General features: G+C 64.2%; 22 protein-coding genes. 10 read left to right on the forward strand and 12 right to left on the reverse strand.

What is annotated here, in order from left to right:
• From RBB34_RS08915 to RBB34_RS08935, 5 genes are all read right to left on the reverse strand, one after another.
• Window positions 1–798: a c-type cytochrome gene (locus tag RBB34_RS08915; RefSeq protein WP_306118856.1), complete on the reverse strand. Its 798-nt coding sequence runs from the start codon at window positions 796–798 to the stop codon at window positions 1–3.
• A 10-nt stretch (window positions 799–808) separates the two neighbouring features.
• A complete protein-coding gene (locus RBB34_RS08920; RefSeq protein WP_306118857.1) occupies window positions 809–2596 on the reverse strand; it encodes a GMC family oxidoreductase in 1788 nt (595 codons plus the stop codon).
• A complete protein-coding gene (locus RBB34_RS08925) occupies window positions 2597–3301 on the reverse strand; it encodes a gluconate 2-dehydrogenase subunit 3 family protein (protein ID WP_306118858.1) in 705 nt (234 codons plus the stop codon).
• Between the two features lie 73 nt (window positions 3302–3374).
• A complete protein-coding gene (locus RBB34_RS08930; protein WP_306118859.1) occupies window positions 3375–4031 on the reverse strand; it encodes a TrkA family potassium uptake protein in 657 nt (218 codons plus the stop codon).
• Window positions 4032–4033: 2 nt separating this feature from the next.
• Complete coding sequence (locus RBB34_RS08935) at window positions 4034–5494, reverse strand: potassium transporter TrkG (RefSeq protein WP_306118860.1); 1461 nt, start codon at window positions 5492–5494, stop codon at window positions 4034–4036.
• A gap of 132 nt (window positions 5495–5626) precedes the next feature.
• Between RBB34_RS08935 and RBB34_RS08940 the strand changes: the two genes are divergently transcribed.
• Window positions 5627–6658, forward strand: a complete 1032-nt coding sequence (locus RBB34_RS08940) for a sodium:calcium antiporter (protein WP_306118861.1) — start codon at window positions 5627–5629, stop codon at window positions 6656–6658.
• A gap of 174 nt (window positions 6659–6832) precedes the next feature.
• Entirely contained in the window at window positions 6833–7846 is a 1014-nt protein-coding gene (locus RBB34_RS08945; protein WP_306118862.1) for a PRC-barrel domain-containing protein, read from the forward strand.
• 12 nt (window positions 7847–7858) lie between these two features.
• On the opposite strand, the gene RBB34_RS08950 is transcribed toward RBB34_RS08945, so the two are convergent.
• On the reverse strand, window positions 7859–8983 hold the full coding sequence (locus tag RBB34_RS08950) for a hypothetical protein (protein ID WP_306118863.1): 1125 nt from the start codon (window positions 8981–8983) through the stop codon (window positions 7859–7861).
• On the opposite strand from RBB34_RS08950, the gene RBB34_RS08955 reads away from it, so the two are divergent.
• From RBB34_RS08955 to RBB34_RS08965, 3 genes are all read left to right on the forward strand, one after another.
• The gene (locus tag RBB34_RS08955) at window positions 8958–9587 is read left to right on the forward strand and encodes a hypothetical protein (RefSeq protein WP_306118864.1); all 630 of its coding nucleotides are present in this window, start codon (window positions 8958–8960) and stop codon (window positions 9585–9587) included. The genes RBB34_RS08950 and RBB34_RS08955 overlap by 26 nt on opposite strands.
• Window positions 9588–9604: 17 nt before the next feature.
• Window positions 9605–10726 (forward strand): mechanosensitive ion channel family protein, encoded by a 1122-nt coding sequence (locus RBB34_RS08960; RefSeq protein ID WP_306118865.1) that lies wholly within the window; start codon window positions 9605–9607, stop codon window positions 10724–10726.
• A 263-nt stretch (window positions 10727–10989) separates the two neighbouring features.
• Window positions 10990–11787 carry an SDR family oxidoreductase gene (locus tag RBB34_RS08965; RefSeq protein ID WP_306118866.1) on the forward strand — a complete coding sequence of 266 codons (798 nt, stop codon included), beginning with the start codon at window positions 10990–10992 and terminating at the stop codon, window positions 11785–11787.
• Between the two features lie 83 nt (window positions 11788–11870).
• Here RBB34_RS08965 and RBB34_RS08970 read toward each other — a convergent pair whose 3' ends face one another.
• Entirely contained in the window at window positions 11871–12377 is a 507-nt protein-coding gene (locus tag RBB34_RS08970) for an MgtC/SapB family protein (protein WP_306118867.1), read from the reverse strand.
• Between the two features lie 144 nt (window positions 12378–12521).
• On the opposite strand from RBB34_RS08970, the gene RBB34_RS08975 reads away from it, so the two are divergent.
• Window positions 12522–13166 (forward strand): HdeD family acid-resistance protein, encoded by a 645-nt coding sequence (locus RBB34_RS08975; protein ID WP_306118868.1) that lies wholly within the window; start codon window positions 12522–12524, stop codon window positions 13164–13166.
• A 56-nt stretch (window positions 13167–13222) separates the two neighbouring features.
• Here RBB34_RS08975 and RBB34_RS08980 read toward each other — a convergent pair whose 3' ends face one another.
• From RBB34_RS08980 to RBB34_RS08990, 3 genes are all read right to left on the reverse strand, one after another.
• Complete coding sequence (locus RBB34_RS08980) at window positions 13223–14149, reverse strand: alpha/beta hydrolase (RefSeq protein ID WP_306118869.1); 927 nt, start codon at window positions 14147–14149, stop codon at window positions 13223–13225.
• Between the two features lie 227 nt (window positions 14150–14376).
• Window positions 14377–15231 (reverse strand): SDR family oxidoreductase, encoded by an 855-nt coding sequence (locus tag RBB34_RS08985; protein WP_306118870.1) that lies wholly within the window; start codon window positions 15229–15231, stop codon window positions 14377–14379.
• A 93-nt stretch (window positions 15232–15324) separates the two neighbouring features.
• On the reverse strand, window positions 15325–15924 hold the full coding sequence (locus tag RBB34_RS08990; RefSeq protein ID WP_306118871.1) for an exopolysaccharide biosynthesis protein: 600 nt from the start codon (window positions 15922–15924) through the stop codon (window positions 15325–15327).
• Window positions 15925–16022: 98 nt separating this feature from the next.
• Between RBB34_RS08990 and RBB34_RS08995 the strand changes: the two genes are divergently transcribed.
• The gene (locus tag RBB34_RS08995) at window positions 16023–16214 is read left to right on the forward strand and encodes a hypothetical protein (protein ID WP_306118872.1); all 192 of its coding nucleotides are present in this window, start codon (window positions 16023–16025) and stop codon (window positions 16212–16214) included.
• Between the two features lie 67 nt (window positions 16215–16281).
• Here RBB34_RS08995 and RBB34_RS09000 read toward each other — a convergent pair whose 3' ends face one another.
• Together RBB34_RS09000 and RBB34_RS09005 are read right to left on the reverse strand one after the other, a co-directional pair.
• On the reverse strand, window positions 16282–16806 hold the full coding sequence (locus RBB34_RS09000) for a hypothetical protein (RefSeq protein ID WP_306118873.1): 525 nt from the start codon (window positions 16804–16806) through the stop codon (window positions 16282–16284).
• A gap of 171 nt (window positions 16807–16977) precedes the next feature.
• Window positions 16978–17508: a hypothetical protein gene (locus RBB34_RS09005; protein ID WP_306118874.1), complete on the reverse strand. Its 531-nt coding sequence runs from the start codon at window positions 17506–17508 to the stop codon at window positions 16978–16980.
• Window positions 17509–17676: 168 nt separating this feature from the next.
• On the opposite strand from RBB34_RS09005, the gene RBB34_RS09010 reads away from it, so the two are divergent.
• From RBB34_RS09010 to RBB34_RS09020, 3 genes are all read left to right on the forward strand, one after another.
• Entirely contained in the window at window positions 17677–19233 is a 1557-nt protein-coding gene (locus RBB34_RS09010; protein WP_306118875.1) for a Fic family protein, read from the forward strand.
• A gap of 258 nt (window positions 19234–19491) precedes the next feature.
• Entirely contained in the window at window positions 19492–20013 is a 522-nt protein-coding gene (locus RBB34_RS09015; protein ID WP_306118876.1) for a hypothetical protein, read from the forward strand.
• Window positions 20014–20027: 14 nt separating this feature from the next.
• Window positions 20028–20750 (forward strand): hypothetical protein, encoded by a 723-nt coding sequence (locus RBB34_RS09020; protein ID WP_306118877.1) that lies wholly within the window; start codon window positions 20028–20030, stop codon window positions 20748–20750.
• Window positions 20751–20796: the final 46 nt, after the last annotated feature.

Consider the following 20796-nt stretch of genomic DNA (forward strand, 5'->3'; position numbering starts at 1 on the left):
TCACTCCGGGACGACGGCCACGCCATCATCCTGAATGCGCTCGGCGCGCACACGGGCGTAGTATTCGCTGACGGCGCGCATGTCGTATTCGGTCATCTTCTGCGCGATCGTGGACATGACGTTAAGAGGATCATTGTCGCGCACGCCCTCCTTCCAGAGCTGGAGCTGATACTCCATGTAACGGGCGTACTGGCCGGCCAGATAGGGCACGGACGGGGCCAGACCGCTGCCATTGGGTCCATGGCAGTTCACGCAGGCAGGAATGCCCCGTTCGGCCGATCCCACCGCGCCGAGCTGGGCGCCCCATTGCAGCAGCTCGCCATCGACCTCGCCGATGACGGGCTCCCGGGGCGAGCGCAGAACCGAGTAATAGGCGCTGACCGCCTCCATTTCGTATTCGGTGAGCCGGCTGGCAATGCGGCTCATGACGCGATTGGGCCGGTCGCCGGAGGCATAGTCGATCAACTGCTTGTACATGTACCAGGCCGGCAGGCTCGTCAGGCGCGGAAAGGCGCCCGAGCCGTCGCCTTCGCCCTGCGCTCCGTGGCAGGTGATGCAGGCCATGCCCGAGCCGCCGTTTTCCGCCCCGCCCATGGCGACGAGCCGGCCGGCCTCCAGAAGGTCGTCGTCGACCTCGACATCGACGGCCGCGCCGAACAGGCGCGCATCGTTGTCAAGCCGCGCCTCAAGCGATTGAACGCTCGGTGCGTCCTGAAAGTTCTGGGCCTCGGCGACCACGACCAGGCCGATCGCGGCGCTGGCGGCGGTGGCGATGAGTGTCCGGATCAGGATCGTCATGATCGGCTCCTTACGCGTCCATCAGCGGACGCGGGTTCGGGATGTAGGCGTTCTTCATGTGCTCGAGCGTCCAGTAGGCGAGCCCCATGAGCGGTCCTGTCGGGTTGTAGCCGAGGTTCTGCGGGAACAGGCATGCACCGAACACGAACACGTTGTGGTAGTCCCACATCTGTCCGTAGCGGTTGACAACGCTGGTGCCGGGATCGGTGCCGATCACCGCGCCGCCGGTGTTGTGCGTGGTCTGGTAGGGCACGACGGAGTAGTTCTGTTCGGGCCCGGCACGGTTGACGGTCGCGTAGCTGACAACGCTGTCCATCGCCTCCACGATCTCGACGACACGCTCGAGCCCGTAGGCGGCCATGCGGCGGTCGTTTTCGGGAAAGTCGAACGTCATTCGCAGCAGCGGCCGACCGAAGACGTCGGTGTAGGTCGGATCGAGGTCGAGGAAGTTCGACGGCGAGGCGACCGACGAGCCGTGCAGCAGCACGCCGCCCGAATGGTTGTAGTTGTCGCGCACGGCGCGCTTCCATTCCAGGCCGAAGCCGGGGGTGCCGGCCGGGGTCGGCTGATAGGCGATCGGCCGGCCATTGGTCTGGGTCGAGCCGATATAGCCGCCGCCGACAAAGCCAAGGTCGCCCTGGTCGAAATTGCCGGTGTTGAAATCGTCGATCGCCATTCCGAGCGCGCCGGCGCCCATGAACGGATTGGTCAGGATGTCCTTTTCGAAGAACACCGTCGCCGCCGCGAGCGTCTGATAGGCGTAGTTGCGCCCGACGGTGCCGGTGCGGTTGCGGAAATCGTACGGCTCGCCCAGCCCGGATACGAGCATGAGGTGCACGTTCCACAGCGAATAGGCGCACATGCACACGATATCGGCGGGCTGGAAGACCTCCTGACCGTCCTCGTCGACATAGGTCACGCCGGTGGCGGTCTTGCCGTCGCTGGACTTGTCCACCCGCATCACATAGGCGTTGAAGCGGATCTCGAAATTGTCGTGGCCGACAAGCCGGTCGTAGATGCAGATGATCGGATCGGCCTTGGCGTAATAGCCGCAGCCGAAGCGCTCGCAGAAGCCGCAATAGGTGCAAGGGTGCAATTGCGCGCCATAGGGATTCTCATAGGCCGCGGTCAGGTTCGCCGAGGGAATCGGAAACGGGTTGTAGCCGAGTTGCGCGGCGCCCTGGGCGAACAGGGTCGTAGCGATCGGCTGCTTCATCGGCGGGTTCGGATAGTCCCGCGAGCGCGGTCCTTCGAACGGGTTGCCGCCCTCACGGATCTCGCCGCCGACATTGCCGGCCGCGCCACCGATGCCGGCCACCCTTTCGAAGAAGTCCAGATGCGGCTCGAGCTCTTCATAGGTCACGCCCCAGTCCTGGACGGTGATGTCGTCATCGGACAGGAACTGCTCGCCATATCGGTCGACATAGAAGCTGCGCATTTGAAGGTCCTGCGGCAGCGGACGCCAGTTCTGGCCGTTCCAGTGGATGCCTGCGCCGCCGAGACCCTGGCCGGGCAGGAAGGAGCCGAGCCGGCGCATGGGCAGGGCCGTCTGTTCGGGCGTGTTCCGGAAGGTCAGCGTCTGGGTGCTGACATCCATCATGTGCTCGTACTGGTGGGCGTATTTGAGATCGTCGTGCTCTCCGGGGCCGGCGAAATAGGTGGCATCGTGGCGATAGCGTCCGCGTTCGAGCACCACGCAACGCTGGCCGTTATTGGCGAGTTCGTAGGCGGCGGCCAGTCCGGTCCAGCCGCCGCCGATGATGACCACATCGGTCTTCGGCAGGGTGCGCGCGGCCATTCAGCCCTCCCTTGATCTGGTTTCGAGAAATTCGGCCGGGCCCTCGCCGGGCACATGGGCAATGCCCTTGGGGTCGACCGGGTAGGGCACGTTGTGCTTGTCGACAAAGCTCAGATAGTAGGCGTGCGCGCCGGGGAATCCGACCATGCGCCAGCCGGCATAGTCGCGATTGCCGTCATAGATCGGGTCGGCGAAATAGCCCCAATTGGCCAGCTTGAGCATCTCGTCGAAGAAGCCGCCGGCGACCGGGCTTTGTTGCGTGCCAGACAGGGCGCCGACGAATGCCTCGCGCCCGGCGAGGTCGCGGTCGACCAGCCGGATGCCGTCCTGGCCGCCCTCGACCTCCTCGATGCCGCGGCTGACCAGCTCGGCGGGCGGATAGGGAAGCTGATATCCCTGGGTCGGCAGCGTGCTCTCGGGAAACGGCCCCTGCAGGTAGAGCCCTTCGCCGCGGCCATAGGGGCCGGCGAGCTGCAGGTCGATGAAGTCGACCACGCCGGCCTGGCTGGCCGAGGGGAATTCATCCTCGGGAATGAAGATATCGACCATGGCGGCGACGAAACGGGCCTGCTCGTCATTGAAGAAGAACCAGGGTCTGCCCTCGAGATCGGCATAGGCGTTCTGGGCGGGCGAGCGAACGGGCAGGGCCGCCGACAGCCCGGCGGCTCCGATATGGGCGAGAACTGCCCGGCGGGAAAACTTCATGCTGCTGGGACCCCGATGGAAATGGTTGTCGCTTTGAGCGGCCAACGCGGCGAAGCGAACGCAGGTTCCAAGCCTACCGCTTTTTCGGCGCCAGCACGGCCTCGACATCCTCGAGCGCATCGGCAGCGACGGCGATGATCAAATGGTCGCCTTCCTTCAGTTCGGTGTCGTCGTCGACCAGCGTCTCCTCCTCGCCATGGGCGCGGGCGATGACCCGGCTGTCGCCCGGCAGGTCCAGTTCGCCGACGGTCTTGCCGTCCCGGTCGGCGGTGATCGCGTAGCCGACGACGCGAATGCCCTTGTGCAGGCGCAGATCGACGGACGTGTCGGACTGGTCCTTGAGTGCCTGCACGATGGAGCGCGCCACGGTCGAATGCGGCGTGATGACGTCCTTGAGCTCCAGTTCGTCGCAGACCGCCAGCAGTTCGGCGCGGACGATCTGCGGGATCACCCGCTCAAAGCCGATCGACCGGCCGACGACGGCGGCCAGGATGTTGACATCGTCCTCATTGGTCAGCAGCACGAGCGCGTCCGCGTGGTCGCCAAATGCATCGCGCAGCACGCTCGGCAGCGTGCCGTCGCCCTCGATGAAACCGCAGTCCAGCCGGTCGGCGAGCTCTTCGAGCTTGTGCGCGTCGGAATCGACGATGACGACCTCGTGGCCGTCCTCGATCAGTTCCTGGGCCGTCGCGGTGCCGAACCGCGAGGCGCCGACGATGACAGTGCGCATGGCTATCTCCTTTGCGGAAGCGTGTTTGTCCAAGTGGAGGGCAGGATGACGACGATCAGGGCCAGGAACTCCAGGCGCCCGGCGAGCATGGCGACGATCAGAACCAGCTTGAGCGGGTCGGCAAGGTCGGGGCCGGTCACGCCGCTCGACAGACCCACCGTCGACAGGGCCGAGACGATGTCGAACAGCGATCCCAGCGGCGGCGAGCCGGCGGCGAGAAACGCCACCCAGGCAAGAAAACCGGTCAGCACGTAAAGGACGATGATCGCGCCCACGGCAATGATGCGGTCGGCGGCGACCCTGCGCCCGTTGGCCATCAGGCGGGTCACCGCACGGCGCGGCGCGCGCAGGCGCACAAGGCTGAGCCTGACCATGCGCGCCAGCGTCAGCGCCCGGTCGAGCTTGATGCCGCCGGCCGTCGAGCCGATGCCGCCGCCGATGAGCATGCCCACAAGGATCAGCGCGAGCACGGCATCGGCCTCGGCCACGGGTGCAACGGAAAAGCCCGCAGTGGTGAAACCGCTGACGAAGTTCAGCGTGGTCTCCAGGACCTGGTCGGTGCGCCAGTCGTCGACGGCGAATTTGAGGGCGGCGGCCAGCGCGGCGCCGGTGGCGAGCGCCTTGAGCACGGCGCCGCAATTGGCCTTGCGCAATGCCTGGCGCACGCCGCTCTGGCGGGCGAGAACGTAGAAATACAGCGACATGGTCGTCGACACGCAAAACGCCAGAACGGCGTTCTGCGCAGATGTGGAATAGCTGGCCAGGCTGTCGGCCCGCGGCGTGAACCCCCCGGTCGACACGGCCGTCAATGCCAGCACAACGCCTTCCCAGCGCGTGGGCATGATCGGGACCAGCACGGCGAGCGCGACGATCGTGATCAGGCAATAGGCGATCAGCAATTGGCGCGCCTGCAACCGGGTCGAGGCGATCAGATCGCGTCCGTTGATGCCGATCTCGCCCATTTCATGCGAGGCGCCGCCCGGTCCCAGGATCAGCGCGACGCCGGCGACAGCGATCGCAAAGGCTCCCGACCATTGCAGCCAGGCGCGCAGGAAATGGCCGGCAAACGGCCATTGCTCGGTTTCGGCGGCGACGGTCAGCCCGGTCGAGGTGACGCCGGAGACGCTTTCGAACACCGCATCGGTAAAGGGCATGCCCAGTGCCAGGAAGGCGGGCGCCGCCGACAGGCTGACCAGCACGAACAGCGCCACGAACGTGGCGACAGCCTCGATCTTGCGAACGTCGTCGGGCTCCGGCACCCGGCGGTGGGCGGCATGGCCGGCAAGGCCGAGCGCGACGGAGGGCGCGAGCGCCAGGGCCATGTCGTGGGCGCCATCGGCAAGCGCCACCAGGGCCGGCGGCGCAACGGCTCCAAGGAAGACGATGCTGTGGGCGGCCAGCGTCCGGCCGACCACCATCGGCCGGGCCGACCAGGTGACGCTTGCCTGACCCTTGCCCGTCACGCCACCTTCCGGTCGGGGCGACCGGTCCCTTGTGGTACAACACACACGTGGTGCGAACGCGGCGGGCGGACGCTACGTTCCGTTTGAACGATTCTTGCCCGCACGCATTGTAAGGGCACCCGGAACCTTCCCATGGCATTCACAGAACTCTCGCTCCCCATATTGCTGGCGATATTCGCTGTGGCCGGCCTGGTCATCCTGACGTGCGGCGTCCAGATGACCGGCCTTGCCGACCGCATCGCCGACCGCACCGGCCTTGGCGAAGCGCTGGTCGGCGGCGTGCTGCTGGGCGCTTCGACGTCGCTTTCGGGCACCGTGGTTTCGCTGACCGCGGCGCTGGACGGGCGTGCCTCGCTGGCCTTTTCCAATGGCGTCGGCGGCATCGCGGCACAGACCGCCTTTCTTGCGCTCGCCGACCTGATCTACCGGCGCGCCAATCTCGAGCACGCCGCAGCCGAACTGGCCAATGTGTTCCAGGGCGCCCTGCTCGCGCTGCTGCTGGCGATCCCGGTTCTTGCCTATGCCGGCCCGGAAGTCACCATTTTGGGTGTGCATCCGGCATCGGTGGTTCTGGTGGTGGTCTATCTCGCCGGCGTGGTCGCCTCCAAGCGCGTGCGCGACGAACCGATGTGGCGGCCGGTCGGCACGCGCCAGACCCAGGAGGACACGCCCGACGAGGAACAGCAGGACACGCGCGGCAATCTGCCGCTGTTCACGCGGTTTGCCGTGCTGTTGAGCTTCATGGGCGTGGCCGGGTGGACGATCGCCCAGGTGGCAAGCGAACTGGTCGACCGGTTCGAGCTTTCCGCCTCGCTGGTCGGCGCTTTGATGACGGCGGTCGTGACCTCGCTGCCCGAACTCGTCACCACGCTGGCTGCGGTGCGGCGCGGCGCCTTGCAACTGGCCGTCGGCGGCATCATCGGCGGCAACACCTTCGACACGCTGTTCCTGACATTGTCCGACGCCGGGTACCGCGACGGCTCGATCTATCACGCGCTGACCCGCGACGACTATTTCTGGTTGGCGACGGGCCTGGTGATGACCACGATCCTGCTGCTCGGGCTGATCTACCGGGAACGGCAAGGCCCGGGTGGAATCGGGTTCGAGAGTGCCGGCATCCTTGCCGTCTACACCGGCGCAATCATCGTCCAGTCCATCGCCTGAACGGGCGGCCCACGTCGGGGCAGGCACAGTAAACGGCCCGTCGGGCCGCCGGGTTCCGCAGCAAAGCTGCACTATTTTTGAACGCTCAAACGCAACCAATCTCGATACGCACCGTTTGATTGGCAGCCGGGCCGCGAGCCCGACAATTGGTACTTGCCAAAGGAGACAGAACAAATGAAACGCTTGCTCGCGACAACTGCAATCGTCGCCGTCATGACCATGCCCGCCATGGCCGAACAGCACATGGCCGGAAACCAGGCCAGCGCCGAACAGGTGCAGGGTGCGCAATACCAGGCCGGCGACATGACGCTGATGGTTTCGAACCTGATGGGCCGGACGGTCTACACGCCCGAGGGCGAAGTCGACCGGACGATGTTCGAGACCCCGCTTTCCGAAGCGCCCAATGATTGGGAAAACGTCGCCGACATCAGCGACATCCTGATCACGCCGGAAGGCGACATCTCCGCGGTGGTCATCGATGCCGGCGGCTTTCTGGGCATGAACGAGAAGCGCGTCCGCATCGAGATGGACGATCTGCGCTTTGTGCCCGACGAAGACGATGAAGGCGAGTTCTTCGCCGTCTACACGGGCGGACGCCAGCTTCTGGAAGACGAGGTCGCCTACACCGCCGAAGACATCGGTCCCGAGGGCACGGAAACCGACTATGCCGAGCTTTCCACCCAGGACACCTACGCACGGACCCAGGGCGACACGCTCGGCGAAGGCGAGATGACCGGCGGTGAACAGACAGCCGATCTGACCGATGAGGGCATGACCGAACAGGACATGACCGACGAGCAGATGGCCCAGGACGAGACCGATGGCATGGTCGACGGTGAACCGCTCACCCAGGACGAGCAGGTCGCCGATCGCGGCCCCGCGCCCGATCCCGATACGCTCGATCCGGTCAACATTGCCGACCTGACGGCGGAGGACCTCGAAGGGGCCCGCGTCTACGGCGCCAACAATGACTGGGTTGGCGATGTCGGCGAACTGGTGATCACCGAGGAAGGCGAGATCACCCATGCCGTCGTCGATGTCGGCGGTTTCCTTGGGATCGGCGAAAAGCCGGTGGCCATGCCGTTCGACCAGGTCGACATCCGTCGCGACGGGACCTGGGGTGGCCTCAACGTCTATGTGAACGCCACCGAGGAAGAGCTCGACACGATGGAACGCTGGGAAGGCTAAGCCTTTGCAGAATCAAACAGAATTGGGGGCCTTCACGGCCCCTTTTTCGTGCGCGAAGCGAACCGTCCCGGAACGGTGCGCAACCCCCGGCGTTGGGCCACCGCGCCCAGATCGGCGCGCTGAAGACCGGAGGCAAAAATGGAAGAAGCCAGGTTCGATCTGCACTGGATCGATTACGCGATCGTGGTCGTCTACTTCATCGGCATCATCGCGCACGGTGTGTATGTTTCGCGCAAGCTCAAGGGCGGCGCCGACGAGTACTTCCTCGCCGGTCGTACCATACCGTGGTATCTGATCGGCTTTTCGCTGTACGCCTCCAACATGTCCGGCTCGAGCTTCGTCGGCACGCTTGGCGGCGCCTATGAGAACGGCATTGCCATCTACAACTGGGAATGGACCGGCGCGCTGGTGCTGATCCTTTTCGCCATCTTCATCCTGCCGTCCTATCTGCGCGCCAAGGTCTCGACGGTGCCCGAATTCCTCGAGTACCGCTATGACGTGCGCGCCCGGCGCGCCTTTTCGGTGTTCACCATCCTGGCGATCATCTTCATCGACACGGCCGGCGCGCTTTATGCCGGTGGGCTCGTGGTCGCCAATGTGTTCGGATTTCTCAACCTTTGGACCGCGGTCGCGGTGCTGGCGCTGGTCGCCGGGCTTTATACCGTGCTCGGCGGGCTGTCGGCCGTGGTCGTCACCGATACCGTGCAGGCGATCCTGCTGATCGTCGGGGCGGCCGTGCTGTTCTGGATCGGCCTCGACCGGATCGGCGGCTGGGAGGAGCTGTTCATCGACACGCCCGACGAGATGACCCAGCTCGTGCTGCCGGCGGACAGCGACTTCCTGCCTTGGATGGGCATCTGGGGCGTGATCCTGCTGGGCTTTTACTACTTCTCGATCAACCAGTTCGTCGTCCAGCGCGCGCTTGGCGCCAAGAATCTGAAGGAAGGCCAGCTTGGCGCGATCTTCGCCGGTTTTCTCAAGCTGCCCAACATCTTCCTGCTGATCCTGCCCGGGCTGATCGCGCTCAAACTCTATCCGGACCTGGAAACGCCCGACCTGGCCTTTCCGATGCTCGCCTTCGATCTGATGCCGATCGGCGCGCGGCCTCATCATGGCCGCGCTGATCGCGGCGATCATGTCCTCGCTCGACTCGGCGCTCAATTCGGCCGGCACGCTGGTGACGATCGACTTCGTCAAGCCCTTCAAGCCGGACCTGAGCGACGAGACGCTGGTCAAGATCGGCCGCGTGATCACCGGACTGGCCATGGTGATCGGGGCGGTCATGGCGCCCCTGATCAGCAATTTCGAGAGCCTTTTCTCCTACTTCCAGTCCTCGCTTTCCTATGTCGTTCCACCGATCGTGGTCGTCTACCTTCTCGGCCTGTTTGTCGGCTGGCTGAACGGCAATGCCGCGTTCTGGACAATCCTGCTGGGCCTGGTGGTCGGCATCCCGCTGTTCATCTTCAAGGAGGTGACGGGCCTGTGGGACAGCTGGGGCCTGCCGACCATCCACTACACGATCATGAGCTCGATCATGATGGTGCTGGGCATTGTCACGCATCTGGGCATCAGCGCCATGACCAGGCGCAAGACCAAGGAGGGCGTCGACGAACTCGTCTGGTCGGGAGCCGAAACCAAGCAGGTGTTCACGCAGTGGGAGCGGCCCATCTGGCTCGACCGGACGCTGCTCTCCGGGATCCTGATCGCTTGCATGGCAGGCTTCGTCATCTGGTTCTGGTAGGGCCGCGGTGAGCGTGCATGAGCGGGCTCGAACAGTTGCTTGACCGGCTCGGCAGGGCCCTTGAAGACCTGCCGGCGGCGGCGACACCTCTGGTCATCGTGCTGGCGACGATGGCCGCGGGGCTCATCGCGCACGGGATCGTCTTCCGGGCCGCACTGCGCTGGGCCGACGGCAGGACCGGATCGTGGTCGTCGGTGGTGCGCAAGGCGCGCAGGCCCATGCGCCTGGCGTTCGTGCTGCTGGCGCTGGTGCTGGTCATGCCGCGCGTCGACCTGCCCTATGCGTGGAACGAGACCATCCAGCATGGTGCGCTGATCGTCCTGATCGTGCTCGTCGGCTGGACCGTCATCATCGTCACGGACCGGTTCGCCGAGCGTTCGGTGCGCCGGTTCAGGATCGATGCGGAAGACAATCTGGCCGCGCGCAAGCACGTCACCCAGGTTCGCGTCCTGCGGCGCACGATCAACATCATCGTCGTCATCGCGACCCTCGGGGCGGTGCTTCTGACCTTTGAAAGCGTGCAGCGCTATGGCCTCAGCCTCTTCGCCTCGGCGGGTGCGGCCGGTCTGATCCTGGGTCTTGCGGCGCGGCCGGTGCTGGCCAATCTCATCGCCGGCATCCAGATCGCCATCACGCAGCCGATCCGGCTCGAGGACGTCGTCATCGTCGAGGGCGAGTGGGGCTGGATCGAGGAGATCTTCGCAACCTATGTGGTCGTTCGGCTCTGGGACTGGCGGCGCATGGTCGTGCCGTTGAGCTGCTTCATCGAGGAGCCGTTCCAGAACTGGACGCGCGAGACCGCCTCGATCCTGGGCGCGGTGCACTGGTATGTCGACTACACCGTGCCGGTCGACCGCGTGCGCAAGAAGATGACCGAACTGGTCGAGAACTCGCCCTATTGGGACGGCCAGGCGGTCGTCCTGCAGGTGACGGACATGGACAAGGACACCATGACCCTGCGCGGGCTGATGAGTTCGCGCACCGCGCCGCAGTCCTGGGACATGCGCTGCGAGATCCGCGAGAAGCTGCTGGCCTGGCTTCAGGCCGAATACCCCCAGTCTCTGCCGCGCCTGCGCGGCGACTTCCGCCTCGACGACGCCGCCGGGCGGCCGGCCGAGCCGCCCCGGAACGGCGGATGATCCGGTTCCGGCACCCCGCCAGAGCGGACAGCCGGCGCGCCAAAACGCCGCTGCGCCATGGAGCGCCGGAACGGGTCTCGCCTCGCCACGTTGCGTGCCGGGTCGGGCGCAGGTTTCCAGACATCCGGTCCGTGAGACCGCCAGCAGGCCGGCGCCGGCGGCGGGCATGGGCGCCAGTACCGCGCTGCGGCACGGAACCGGCACCATGGCCGGGCGTTCGTCGGTGATAACGTGCAACCGCAACACACCGAAAGGCAGTCGCCATGGAACTGGGCATAAAGGGCAAGATGGCGCTCGTGACCGGCGGCGCTTCGGGCACCGGTCAGGCCACGGCCAGGCTGTTTGTCGACGAGGGTGCGGAAGTCATCATCGTCGATCGCGACGGCGATTCGGTCTCGCGGGCCCAGCAGGGTCTGGGCAAGGCTGCCCACGGCCTGCAGGCCGATCTTTGCGTCGCCGACCAGGTGAACGGGCTGGCGCAGACCGTGCGCGAGCGCTTTCGCATGCCCGACATCGTCGTGTGCGCCGCCGGCGTCACCGGCGCCAGGGGGCACCCGCTCGAATTGCGCGACGCCGACTGGCGGGAAGCCTGGGAAAACGACTTCATGTCGGTGGTGCGCACCGCGCGCGTCTTCCTGCCTTCCATGGCGCAACGCGGCTGGGGACGCTGCGTCGTGGTCACCAGCGAGAACGCCATGCAGCCCTATTGGGAGGAGGCGGTCTACAACGTCGCCAAGGCCGCGCTGCTGAATTTCTCGAAGGGGCTGTCGCGCGTCTATGCCAAGGACAACGTGCTGGTCAACGCGGTCTCGCCGGCCTTCATCGAGACCCCGATGACCGAAAGCATGATGGAGTCCAAGGCGCAGGACGACAATGTCTCGCGCGAGGAGGCCATCGACACCTTTCTCGAACACGACCGTCCCCATCTCGAACTCAAGCGTCGCGGCCGGCCCGAAGAAGTGGCCGCGACCATCGCGTTTCTGTGCTCGGAGCGGGCCAGCTTCGTGGTCGGCGCCAACTATCGCGTCGATGGCGGTTCGGTGGCAACGATCGCGATTTGAATGCGCCTGTCCGCCCGGGACATGCCGCCTTCTTTGCCGGGCCCTAGACCACATGTTCGCCCTATCTCAGGCGAACATGTGGTCTAGGGCCGGTCATGCGGCTGGTGCTGCTTCTTGAAACCGGCCTTGGTTTCGGCGATCCGCACGATCCGCATGATCATCAGGGACAGGGCCGTGGTGATGGCGGCGATCGGCCACAGACCGAGCCCGCATGCCAGGCCGACCGAGGCGGTCAGCCACAGGCTGGCGCCGGTGGTCAGGCCGCGCACCTTGCCGCGCGCGAATATGATCATGCCCGCCGCAAGGAACGCGACACCGCTCGTGACGGCCTCGATGATGCGCACAGGGTCGACGCGCACCGGGTCGGGGTACTCGGCCGCCCGGCCGAGCAGTTCGAGCATGAGCAGGCAGTAAACGGTGGCGGCCAGCCCGACGAGCATGTGCGTGCGCAGGCCGGCGGGGCGGTCCTGGCTCTCGCGCTCGAAACCGATCAGCCCGCACAGCAGCACCGCGCCGCCCAGCCTGAGAAACAGCACCGGCCAGGCCTGGCTCGGTGCGGTCGCCAGTTCGTCGATCACGGTGTCGTACATTCATTCCCTCCTCGTCCATCCCGCCATCGTCATTGAACAAACCGTGCTCGGCGGGCCCGGTTCCGCTTTTGCGCGATGCAGCGGAACGCGCGCGCATGTGCCCTCGTTGACCGAAGGAGCCTGACACTGCCACGGAGCCGAACCATGAACGACAGCGCGCGCACCGATCCCCTGGAGCGGACGGTCGACGTCAGCCGCCATCGCGGACTGTTCTGGTTCACGGCGGTGGCCGGCATCATTGCCGGGACACTGGCGACCCTCATGCCGTTCATCGCGACATTTGCCGCCAATATCGCCTTTGCGGCGGTGCTGATCGCGCTGGGCATCACGCAGGCGTTCGCCGCCTTTCGCGCCGGCGGCATCGGCCGATCCGTCGGCATGGGGCTGATGGGCCTGTTGAGCGTGTTCACCGGTGCGCTGCTGGTGCTGTTTCCGGCGGCCGGCATCGTCGCGCTGGCAACGCTGCTGACCGCCTATCTGATCGTCAGCGGGGTGCTGAAATCGTATTTTGCCTTCAGGTTGCGCCCGCAGGACGGCTGGGGCTGGATGCTGGCGGGCGGGGTCGCCTCGCTTGTGCTGGGCAAATTGCTGTTGACGGGCCTGCCCGGCGCCTCGTTCTGGGTGCTGGGCCTGTTCGTCGGTATCGACATGCTGTTCTACAGCTATGGCCTGCTCGGGCTGCTGATCGCCACGCGGCGCCGCGGCGGCGACGAGGCGGCCGCCGAGGGCGACCGTTCCAGCATCGTGTTGCCGGACGAGGACACCTGGAAGCAACGCCCCGCCCAATAGGACAACGGCCGCACCGGTCGCGGCGCAGCCCGGCATGCCCATGCCCGAATGACCCGTCAACGGCGTGAATCGCCGGGCCGCGTGTCGAGCAGGAGCCGGAACAGTTCGGGCGACTCGAACATCGGCAGGTGGCCGACATTGGCCATGACCGCGCTGGCATTGGGAAGCGCGCGCACCACCGCCATCTGCTTTTCGAGGCTGACCACCGGATCGTCCTTTGACAGGAAGACCGTGGCCGGCATGGCGACCTTCGGAAGATCGTCGGCGACCGATGTGCGTTGCAGCCACAGCACCACGCGCCGCAGCGATTCGGGGTCGCTGCGCCTGAGATCGGCCAGCATCGAGCGTTCGACCCGTGACAACTCGCCCTGGCTGACGGCATTGTCGCTGTCGGTGACCGTGGCGAGTCCCGCGTCGAACCAGCTTATCGACTGCAGCCACAGCGCATAAAGGCGCTGGAAGACCGCACCGCCGATGATGGGCAGCACCACGGTGCGCGCCATCGGGCTGGCGGAAATCGCCGCCGCCCCGTCGGCAAAGGTGCCCAGCAATGTCAGGTGCTTGACGTGTTCGGGATAGAGCACGGCGAACTTGACCGCGGCCAGCGAACCGGCCGAATGGGCGACCATGTGCACCGGACCGTCGGCCACCGCGTCGATCCAGTCTCGGTATAGGTGAAGAAAGGTCAGATCCCGGAAAGCGCGGTCGGTATCGTCGGGGTCGAGCGACCAGGGATAATGGCCGGGCAGGGGCAGGGCCGCCGAACTCGCTGCCAGGGGGCCGCCCGCCACCGACTTCCACATCGAGGTGGACGCCAGAAGGCCGTGCACGAACACGGTCCTGACCGGTTCGGCGGCGCCGGGATCGAAGCGCACGCCCGGCACGCTGCCCAGCGCCGCAGCCGTGGGCAGGCCGGCCGGCGCATCGGCCGCCGCTGCGGGGTCGGCCGCGCGCGTGCTGGAATCGTCCCGGTTCTTGGCCATTGTCGCGTCTTCTCGTTGGTGCGCCGCCGCCCCTTCGCGCCGTCGCAAAGGTGCCATCCTACCGGCCCAACTCCCAGGTCCGCAATCCACTGGTGTCACGCGGCAACGCCGATGCCCGCTTGCCGGCGGGCGTCTGCATAGACCCGGCGGCGGGTGTCAGATCGGCCATGCTTGTCCGGCACGGGGCGCGGGCGCCCTCGATCGCCGGCCGCGCCGGCCGCGCGGGCTTACGAGCCGACGATCTTGCCGCCATTGGGGTGCAGGGTCTGACCGGTGAAATAGGAGGCGTCGCTGCATGCCAGGAACAGATAGCTGGTCGCCACTTCCCAGGGCTGGCCGGGGCGGCCCATCGGCGCGTTCTGGCCGAACCCCTCGACCTTGTCGGCGGGCATCGAACCGGGGATGAAGGGCGTCCAGATCGGGCCGGGCGCAACGCAGTTGACGCGGATGCCGCGCTCGAGAAGCTGGGTGGCCATGGAGCGCGTGAAGGCCGTGACGGCACCGCGCGTGGCGGTGTAGTCGACGAGCACCGGGTTGCCCTTGAACGCGTTCACCGAGGCGGTGTTGATGATCGCATCGCCCTCGCCAAGGTGCGGAAGCGCGGCCTGGGTCATGAAGAAATAGCCCAGAACGTTCACGTCCATCGTGCGGCGCAGCTGTTGCTCGGAAATCTCGGTAAGGTCGGTCACGAAATACTGCTGTGCGGCGTTGTTGACGAGAATGTCGAGACCGCCGAACGCTTTCACCGCGCTCTCGACCGCCCTGATCGCGAAGGACTTGTCGGCGACGTCGCCCCTCAGCAGCAGCGCTTGGCTTCCTTCGGCCTCGATACGCGTCTTGGTATCCTCGGCGTCTCGATCCTCGTTCAGATAGACGATGGCGACCTTGGCCCCCTCGCGCGCGAACAGGACCGATACGGCGCGGCCGATGCCGCTGTCGCCGCCGGTGACAAGCGCCACCTTGCCCTCGAGCTTGCCCACCCCGGGATAGCGTGGTTCGTAGTCCGGCGCAGGGGTCATGACATGCTCGTCGGCGGGCATGGTGTCCTGTTCCTGGGGCGGAATCTTTGCCGGGTCGGACATGGCGGGTTCCTCGCGTGCGTGATGGCGGATCTGTCGAGCGTGAAACACGCCGCCCGACCGGTTGGTTCCGGCATGCGGGCGCAACGCGGCGCGTTACAGCAGGAACGAGACGATCGCCCAGACCGCCGCGACGACGGGCAATGTCGCGATGAGCGCGAAAAGACCGTCGCGGGTCAGCATCGAAAAGGAAAGAAGCGCCACGGCCGCACCGAGCAGCGAGGATGAAAATGGCACCAGCTCCAGAAACGGCATCATCAGGCCGAACAGCGCGCAGGCCAGCGGCGGCACGAAGCGGAACGGCCGATGGAACAGGAAGCGCAGCCGCTCGCGCGTGAACCGGTCGAGCCGGGCGGCCCATGGACGCATCGTCTCCAACGCGTCGGCAAGCCGCTTGCCGCTGACATGACGGCGCATGATCCATTGCGGCAGCCACACATGGTCGCGTCCGACGAACCATTGCGAGGCGATCAGGAAGATGGTGATGCCGCAAAAGCTCGAAAACGCGGGAATGCCGCTCAGGGGCGTGACGACGGCCAGCGCCGGAACGAGAATGAGCGGCACGAAGCTCGCCCTGCCGAACGCATCGACGATGTTGCCCACGGCAACCTGATCGCGATCGGCCTCGCGCATGGCCCTGTCGAGCACCGCCGTCAGCGAGCGCAACTCGTCGTCGGTGTCAGCGCTGGTCGCCACGGGCGCCTCCAGGGTGGGCGGAAACGGCGCAGGCCGGCAAGAGGAACCGAGGGGTGCCTGCATCATTGGGCTGTGAAGGTAAGCGAAAGGAGAACCTCATGCCCGAACCGAGCTGGATATTCATTCTTGCCATCACAACCCTCACGATCGGAATCCTGCTCGCCGTTGCGTCCTATATGCGCACGCGCCGCGACGAGAAAAAGCAGGTGAAAACGAATGTCGAGCGTCACGAGATCGACGAGGCACGTGCCGAAAAGAACCTCAAGCCGCGCACCGACGAACGACGCTGACCCGGGCCGGCCGCCATGACGCGGCCGGTTTTCTTGCCGTCCCTGCGTCTCGCCTCACGCGGCCTGCTCAGCGCAGATTGTCCGGCTGCCCTTCGGGACCGGTGAACACCGTGTCCGGAAGCGCGGAGACACGCTGATAGATGGCGATCCTGGCGGTGCCGTAAGTGTCGCGGTCGCCGTCCATCAGGGCCTGTTTCTGCGTCTCGAGAAGCTGATAGATCTCGCCCACCAGTTCGACGGCCTCGGAATAGGTCGTCTCGTCGACGCCCGTGCCGTCGCCGGCGAGCGCCTGAAGCGCGCTGCTGAGCTGTTCGACATGCTCGAGCGCGTCCTCGGTGTGAGCGATCGCTTCGTCGGGACGGTCGAACGTGCGGTCGGCGATGGCGATAAGCGCACCGTCCAGTTCGGCGCCCGCCGTGATCAACAGGGCCGCGTGGGAGGCGGTGCCGTCCGTGCCTTCGGTCATCGTTTCGTTTTGCAGGCCGGTCTCGTTCTGCACCGTGCCGCTGTCCTCGGCGTCCTGGGCCCAGGCGGGGTTCGCGACGGTCGCGGCGCTCGCGACCGCAATGGCGGCAAGGACGGATCGGGCCATTTTCCAGCTCCTTTCGTTGGGCGTCGTTGTTGCTGTGACAAGCGCAATCGGAGGGCAATGAAAGCCTCCGGACGATAAGCGATTTCGTTATATTTCAATAACTTAGTGTCGCCCTGTGTCGCTCGATATCGCTGTTTGTCGCTGCCAACTGTGCCAAAATCGTGCCAAATATCATGCCTGTTGTTCCTGGTGCGTCCAGCCGAGTCTTTGTTCAATTACAGTGCGATAGCGTGTCGATATCTGCAAGGGCGCGCGTCTCACATACTGCTCTGCTGTGGTTCGCACCTCCCCCTTTAGGCCGTCGAGGCACTGGATTACCTGCTCGACGTTGGGAATCCGGCCGCTCTCATCCATGAAACGGGGCTTAAGGGCTGTCCAGACCACGGCCTCAATGCCGCGGTCAGCGGCCCAGCTTCCGATGGTCGTGACCTGATCATGGTGCGAGGCGCGTTGTGCGCTCCAGTAGCCGACAGAATATTGGGTGTTGTTGGGCTTGATATTCTCCCGATCCGCCAGCGCCGAGATCGCGTTATCCAGCCGATCAAGCTGAAGCGGCGTCCATAGGACAGCCGTTTCAGGTGCGCCGGGCGTAATGGCTAGCGTCACGCGCTTGTCCCGTGACACGCGGGTGAATTCAACCGGCAGTGCCGGGCCGTCCGTTTCCCAGCCTCCTGCCTGGACCGGCAATGTGCGCGGGTCCAACAGAGCGATCCCCATCCCAGGCATAGGATCATTTCACAAACTTCTCGACATAATAACCTAAAAATGATAAAACATAATAACCTAAAGATGGCGCAACATCAAAGCCGAATGTCGATGTAGCGCCAGAACCTAACAAGTGTGAAACGCAAAACCCGAACGCAGGAACTCATGGCAACGCCGCAGGAAAAACTCGCAGACTCGCTTGAAGCCCTCAAGGCGCTTCAGGATCGCGGCGTCGTGGCGATCCGCACCGCCGATCTGTCGCGGACGCATCGGGAGCGCCTGGTCAAAAACGGGTTCCTCAAAGACGTGATGAAAGGCTGGTATATTCCCGCTAGCCCGAACGAAGATCGCGGCGAGACAACAGCTTGGTACGCGTCTTTCTGGCGCTTTTGCGCGGCCTATCTCAACGCGCGTTTTGGCGATGACTGGTGCATCGGCCCGGAGCAATCACTATCGCTCCATGCCGGCAATCTCACAGTGCCGCCGCAACTGCTCGTGCGCGCGCCAAAGGGCAGCAACAAGCCAACCGCCCTGCTTCACGGCACGTCGATCTTCGACATGCGCGCCACTATGCCCGGCGCCGGCGACATCATGACCATGGACGGTCTGCGCGTTTACACACCTGCGGCTGCGCTGGCCCACATATCGGCGGGCTATTTCGTTCAGCAGGCGACGGACGCCAGAACGGCCCTGGCGTCGTTCACGGACGCCTCCGATATCCTCGCGCAGTTGCTCGAAGGCGGGCACAGCGTCATCGCCGGGCGGCTGGCCGGGGCGTTTCGCAATATCGGGCGCGACCGGATCGCCGATGACATCATCGGCGCGATGAACGCGGCCGGGTACAAGGTCCGCGAAACCGACCCGTTTGAAAACCGCTTCGATATCGCGCTGCCCCGCCGGGAAATCTCACCCCATGCCGGACGGATCAGGCTGATGTGGCAGACGATGCGTGAAGCCGTCATCGACAACTTCCCGCCGGTGCCCGGCCTGCCCAACGACATCGATGCCTATCTCAAACGCGTGGACGACGCCTATGTGGCCGACGCCTATCATTCGCTGTCAATCGAAGGCTACCGCGTCAGCCCGGCGCTGATCGAGCGGGTCCGCAGCGGTGGCTGGAACCCGGACGCGGAGAAGGAAGACTGTGATCACCGCGATGCGATGGCTGCGCGCGGCTACTACCAGGCCTTTGAACAGGTCAAGAACAGCATACGCGCGATCCTGAACCACGAAAATCCGAGCGCTGTTGCCGACCGCGATCACGGCTCATGGTATCGCGAACTGTTCGCGCCAAGCGTTGCGGCCGGGCTGGTCAAGGCTTCCGATCTGGCGGGCTACCGCAGCGGCAATGTCTATATCCGCCGCTCGATGCATGTGCCGCCACCGCCCGCCGCTGTGCGCGATGCGATGCCGGTGTTTTTCGAGATGCTGGAGGGGGAAGACAACCCGGCCGTCCGGATCGTGCTGGGGCATTTCATCTTCGTCTATATTCACCCCTATATGGACGGCAACGGCCGCATGGGCCGGTTCCTGATGAACGTCATGCTGGCGTCCGCCGGCTATCCCTGGACCGTCGTGCCGGTCGAGCAGCGCGATGCTTACATGGACACCCTTGAACAGGCCAGCGCTGCACAAAACATCGTGCCGTTCGCCCGCTTCGTCGGCGACCTCGTTGCGGACAGACTTGCCGGCGCACCGGTCGCGGGCGTTCCGTCAGGATAGAGAGCTGCGAATACCAATCGCCGGTGCCGGGCCGCCGCAGGGCGGCGAACGCGGCGGAGGCAATCAGCCCAGGCCAGCTTCCGCGTCTGTGCTTTGGCATGCCACGCAAGCATTCGCTCTTCTTCTCCTATCTCCCTATTCGCATGAATTCAACTAATAGTCGAACTCTATATTTTGCAATATTTATAGTTGAAAACAATATTAAATGATGTTTATATCGCATTGGAATGCGATGATCAAGAAAATTAGAAAATACTTATGAAAAGAAACCGATCAAATACTGTTGCCCAACTTCCTGCGTTGCTGACCATGTTCATTTGCGTTCTCACCTTCATCGCATCAACTGCTTGTGTTGCCGCAGATGGCGGTCAATGGCGCAACGAATTGCAACCGCCAAGAACCGAAGAAGGCGCCAGATTCCTGGAAATATTCAGGAACGCGGACACTCTCGGCTCTAGGAAAGAAAACTCTGGGTACAATGTGACTGAACCTGTCGGCGCTTACGTCAACGAATGCAGCCCCGATTTCGCGAGCGTTGTGCGTCTGCTTGAAGATAGTGGCTTCGAGGTCGTGAAAAACAAACAACCCATCAGGAAACCAGCAACAGACCAAGAATACGATGATGTGTTTATCGCGCGCCGCGAAGATGGCAGGCGCACCATCACGTTCGAGGGTTCAGAGCGTCCTCTGGCATTGTGGAAATCATACCGGGTCGTAATTTACAGAAAAGACAATGAAATTATACATTTCATGGCCTTTTCCTCTCAAGATGGAATCTAAATAGGAGAAAATCAATGGAAACTATAAAATTATACTATAAATTACTTGATGTAGAATCGACAGACAGAACTCCCTATTATCACAAATATATTATCTATACCGACAGCAACGGTGATCGATTTTATGCGCGCAGTGGCCCGAATTGGCTTGTTGACGGCAAATTCGTGAAAATTACGTCCGAATACGGCGCCTATGTCCAAGGCACCAAGGATTGGGATGACCCGCCCAACGACCCGTCGGAAACAATCAAGACCGGTAGCGATCTTTCAACTGACTGGCAGGCGATCGTCGATGCCATGGACGACATTGACCAGGAGAATTGGACATATCTACCCGAGCGCAACAGCAACTCCGCGGTTGATACCGCGCTTGATCGCGCCGGCCTTAATCAGCCGGTCTTGGACGGCCCGAACGACTACGAATCGCCCGGATCGGGCAACATTCTGCCGGCACAGGTGCAGACCCCGCCGCTCCCGCAGCCAAAACCGGACTGGATCAACGCGCCTGAATCTGCATTTGGCGACGCCGAAACCGAAGGTTCGCCACTCGTACTTGACCTTGATTCAGATGGGATCGAGTTAACGACGTTCAACGCCGCAACGACAACCACCTTCTTCGATGTTGACGGTGATGGTTTCGCTGAACAAACGGCCTGGGTTTCGGCCGATGACGGTCTGAGGTGGTGCCGGCTTCTGAGACAGTGGCATAGAGCGGTTTTCGATCAGTCTGGTTCGTAACCGGATGATTTGAAGTAGTTTGCGCATTCTTCTGGTTCGAAGATGT

This window comes from Roseitalea sp. MMSF_3546 (assembly GCF_030732865.1).
GTDB lineage: Bacteria > Pseudomonadota > Alphaproteobacteria > Rhizobiales > Rhizobiaceae > Roseitalea.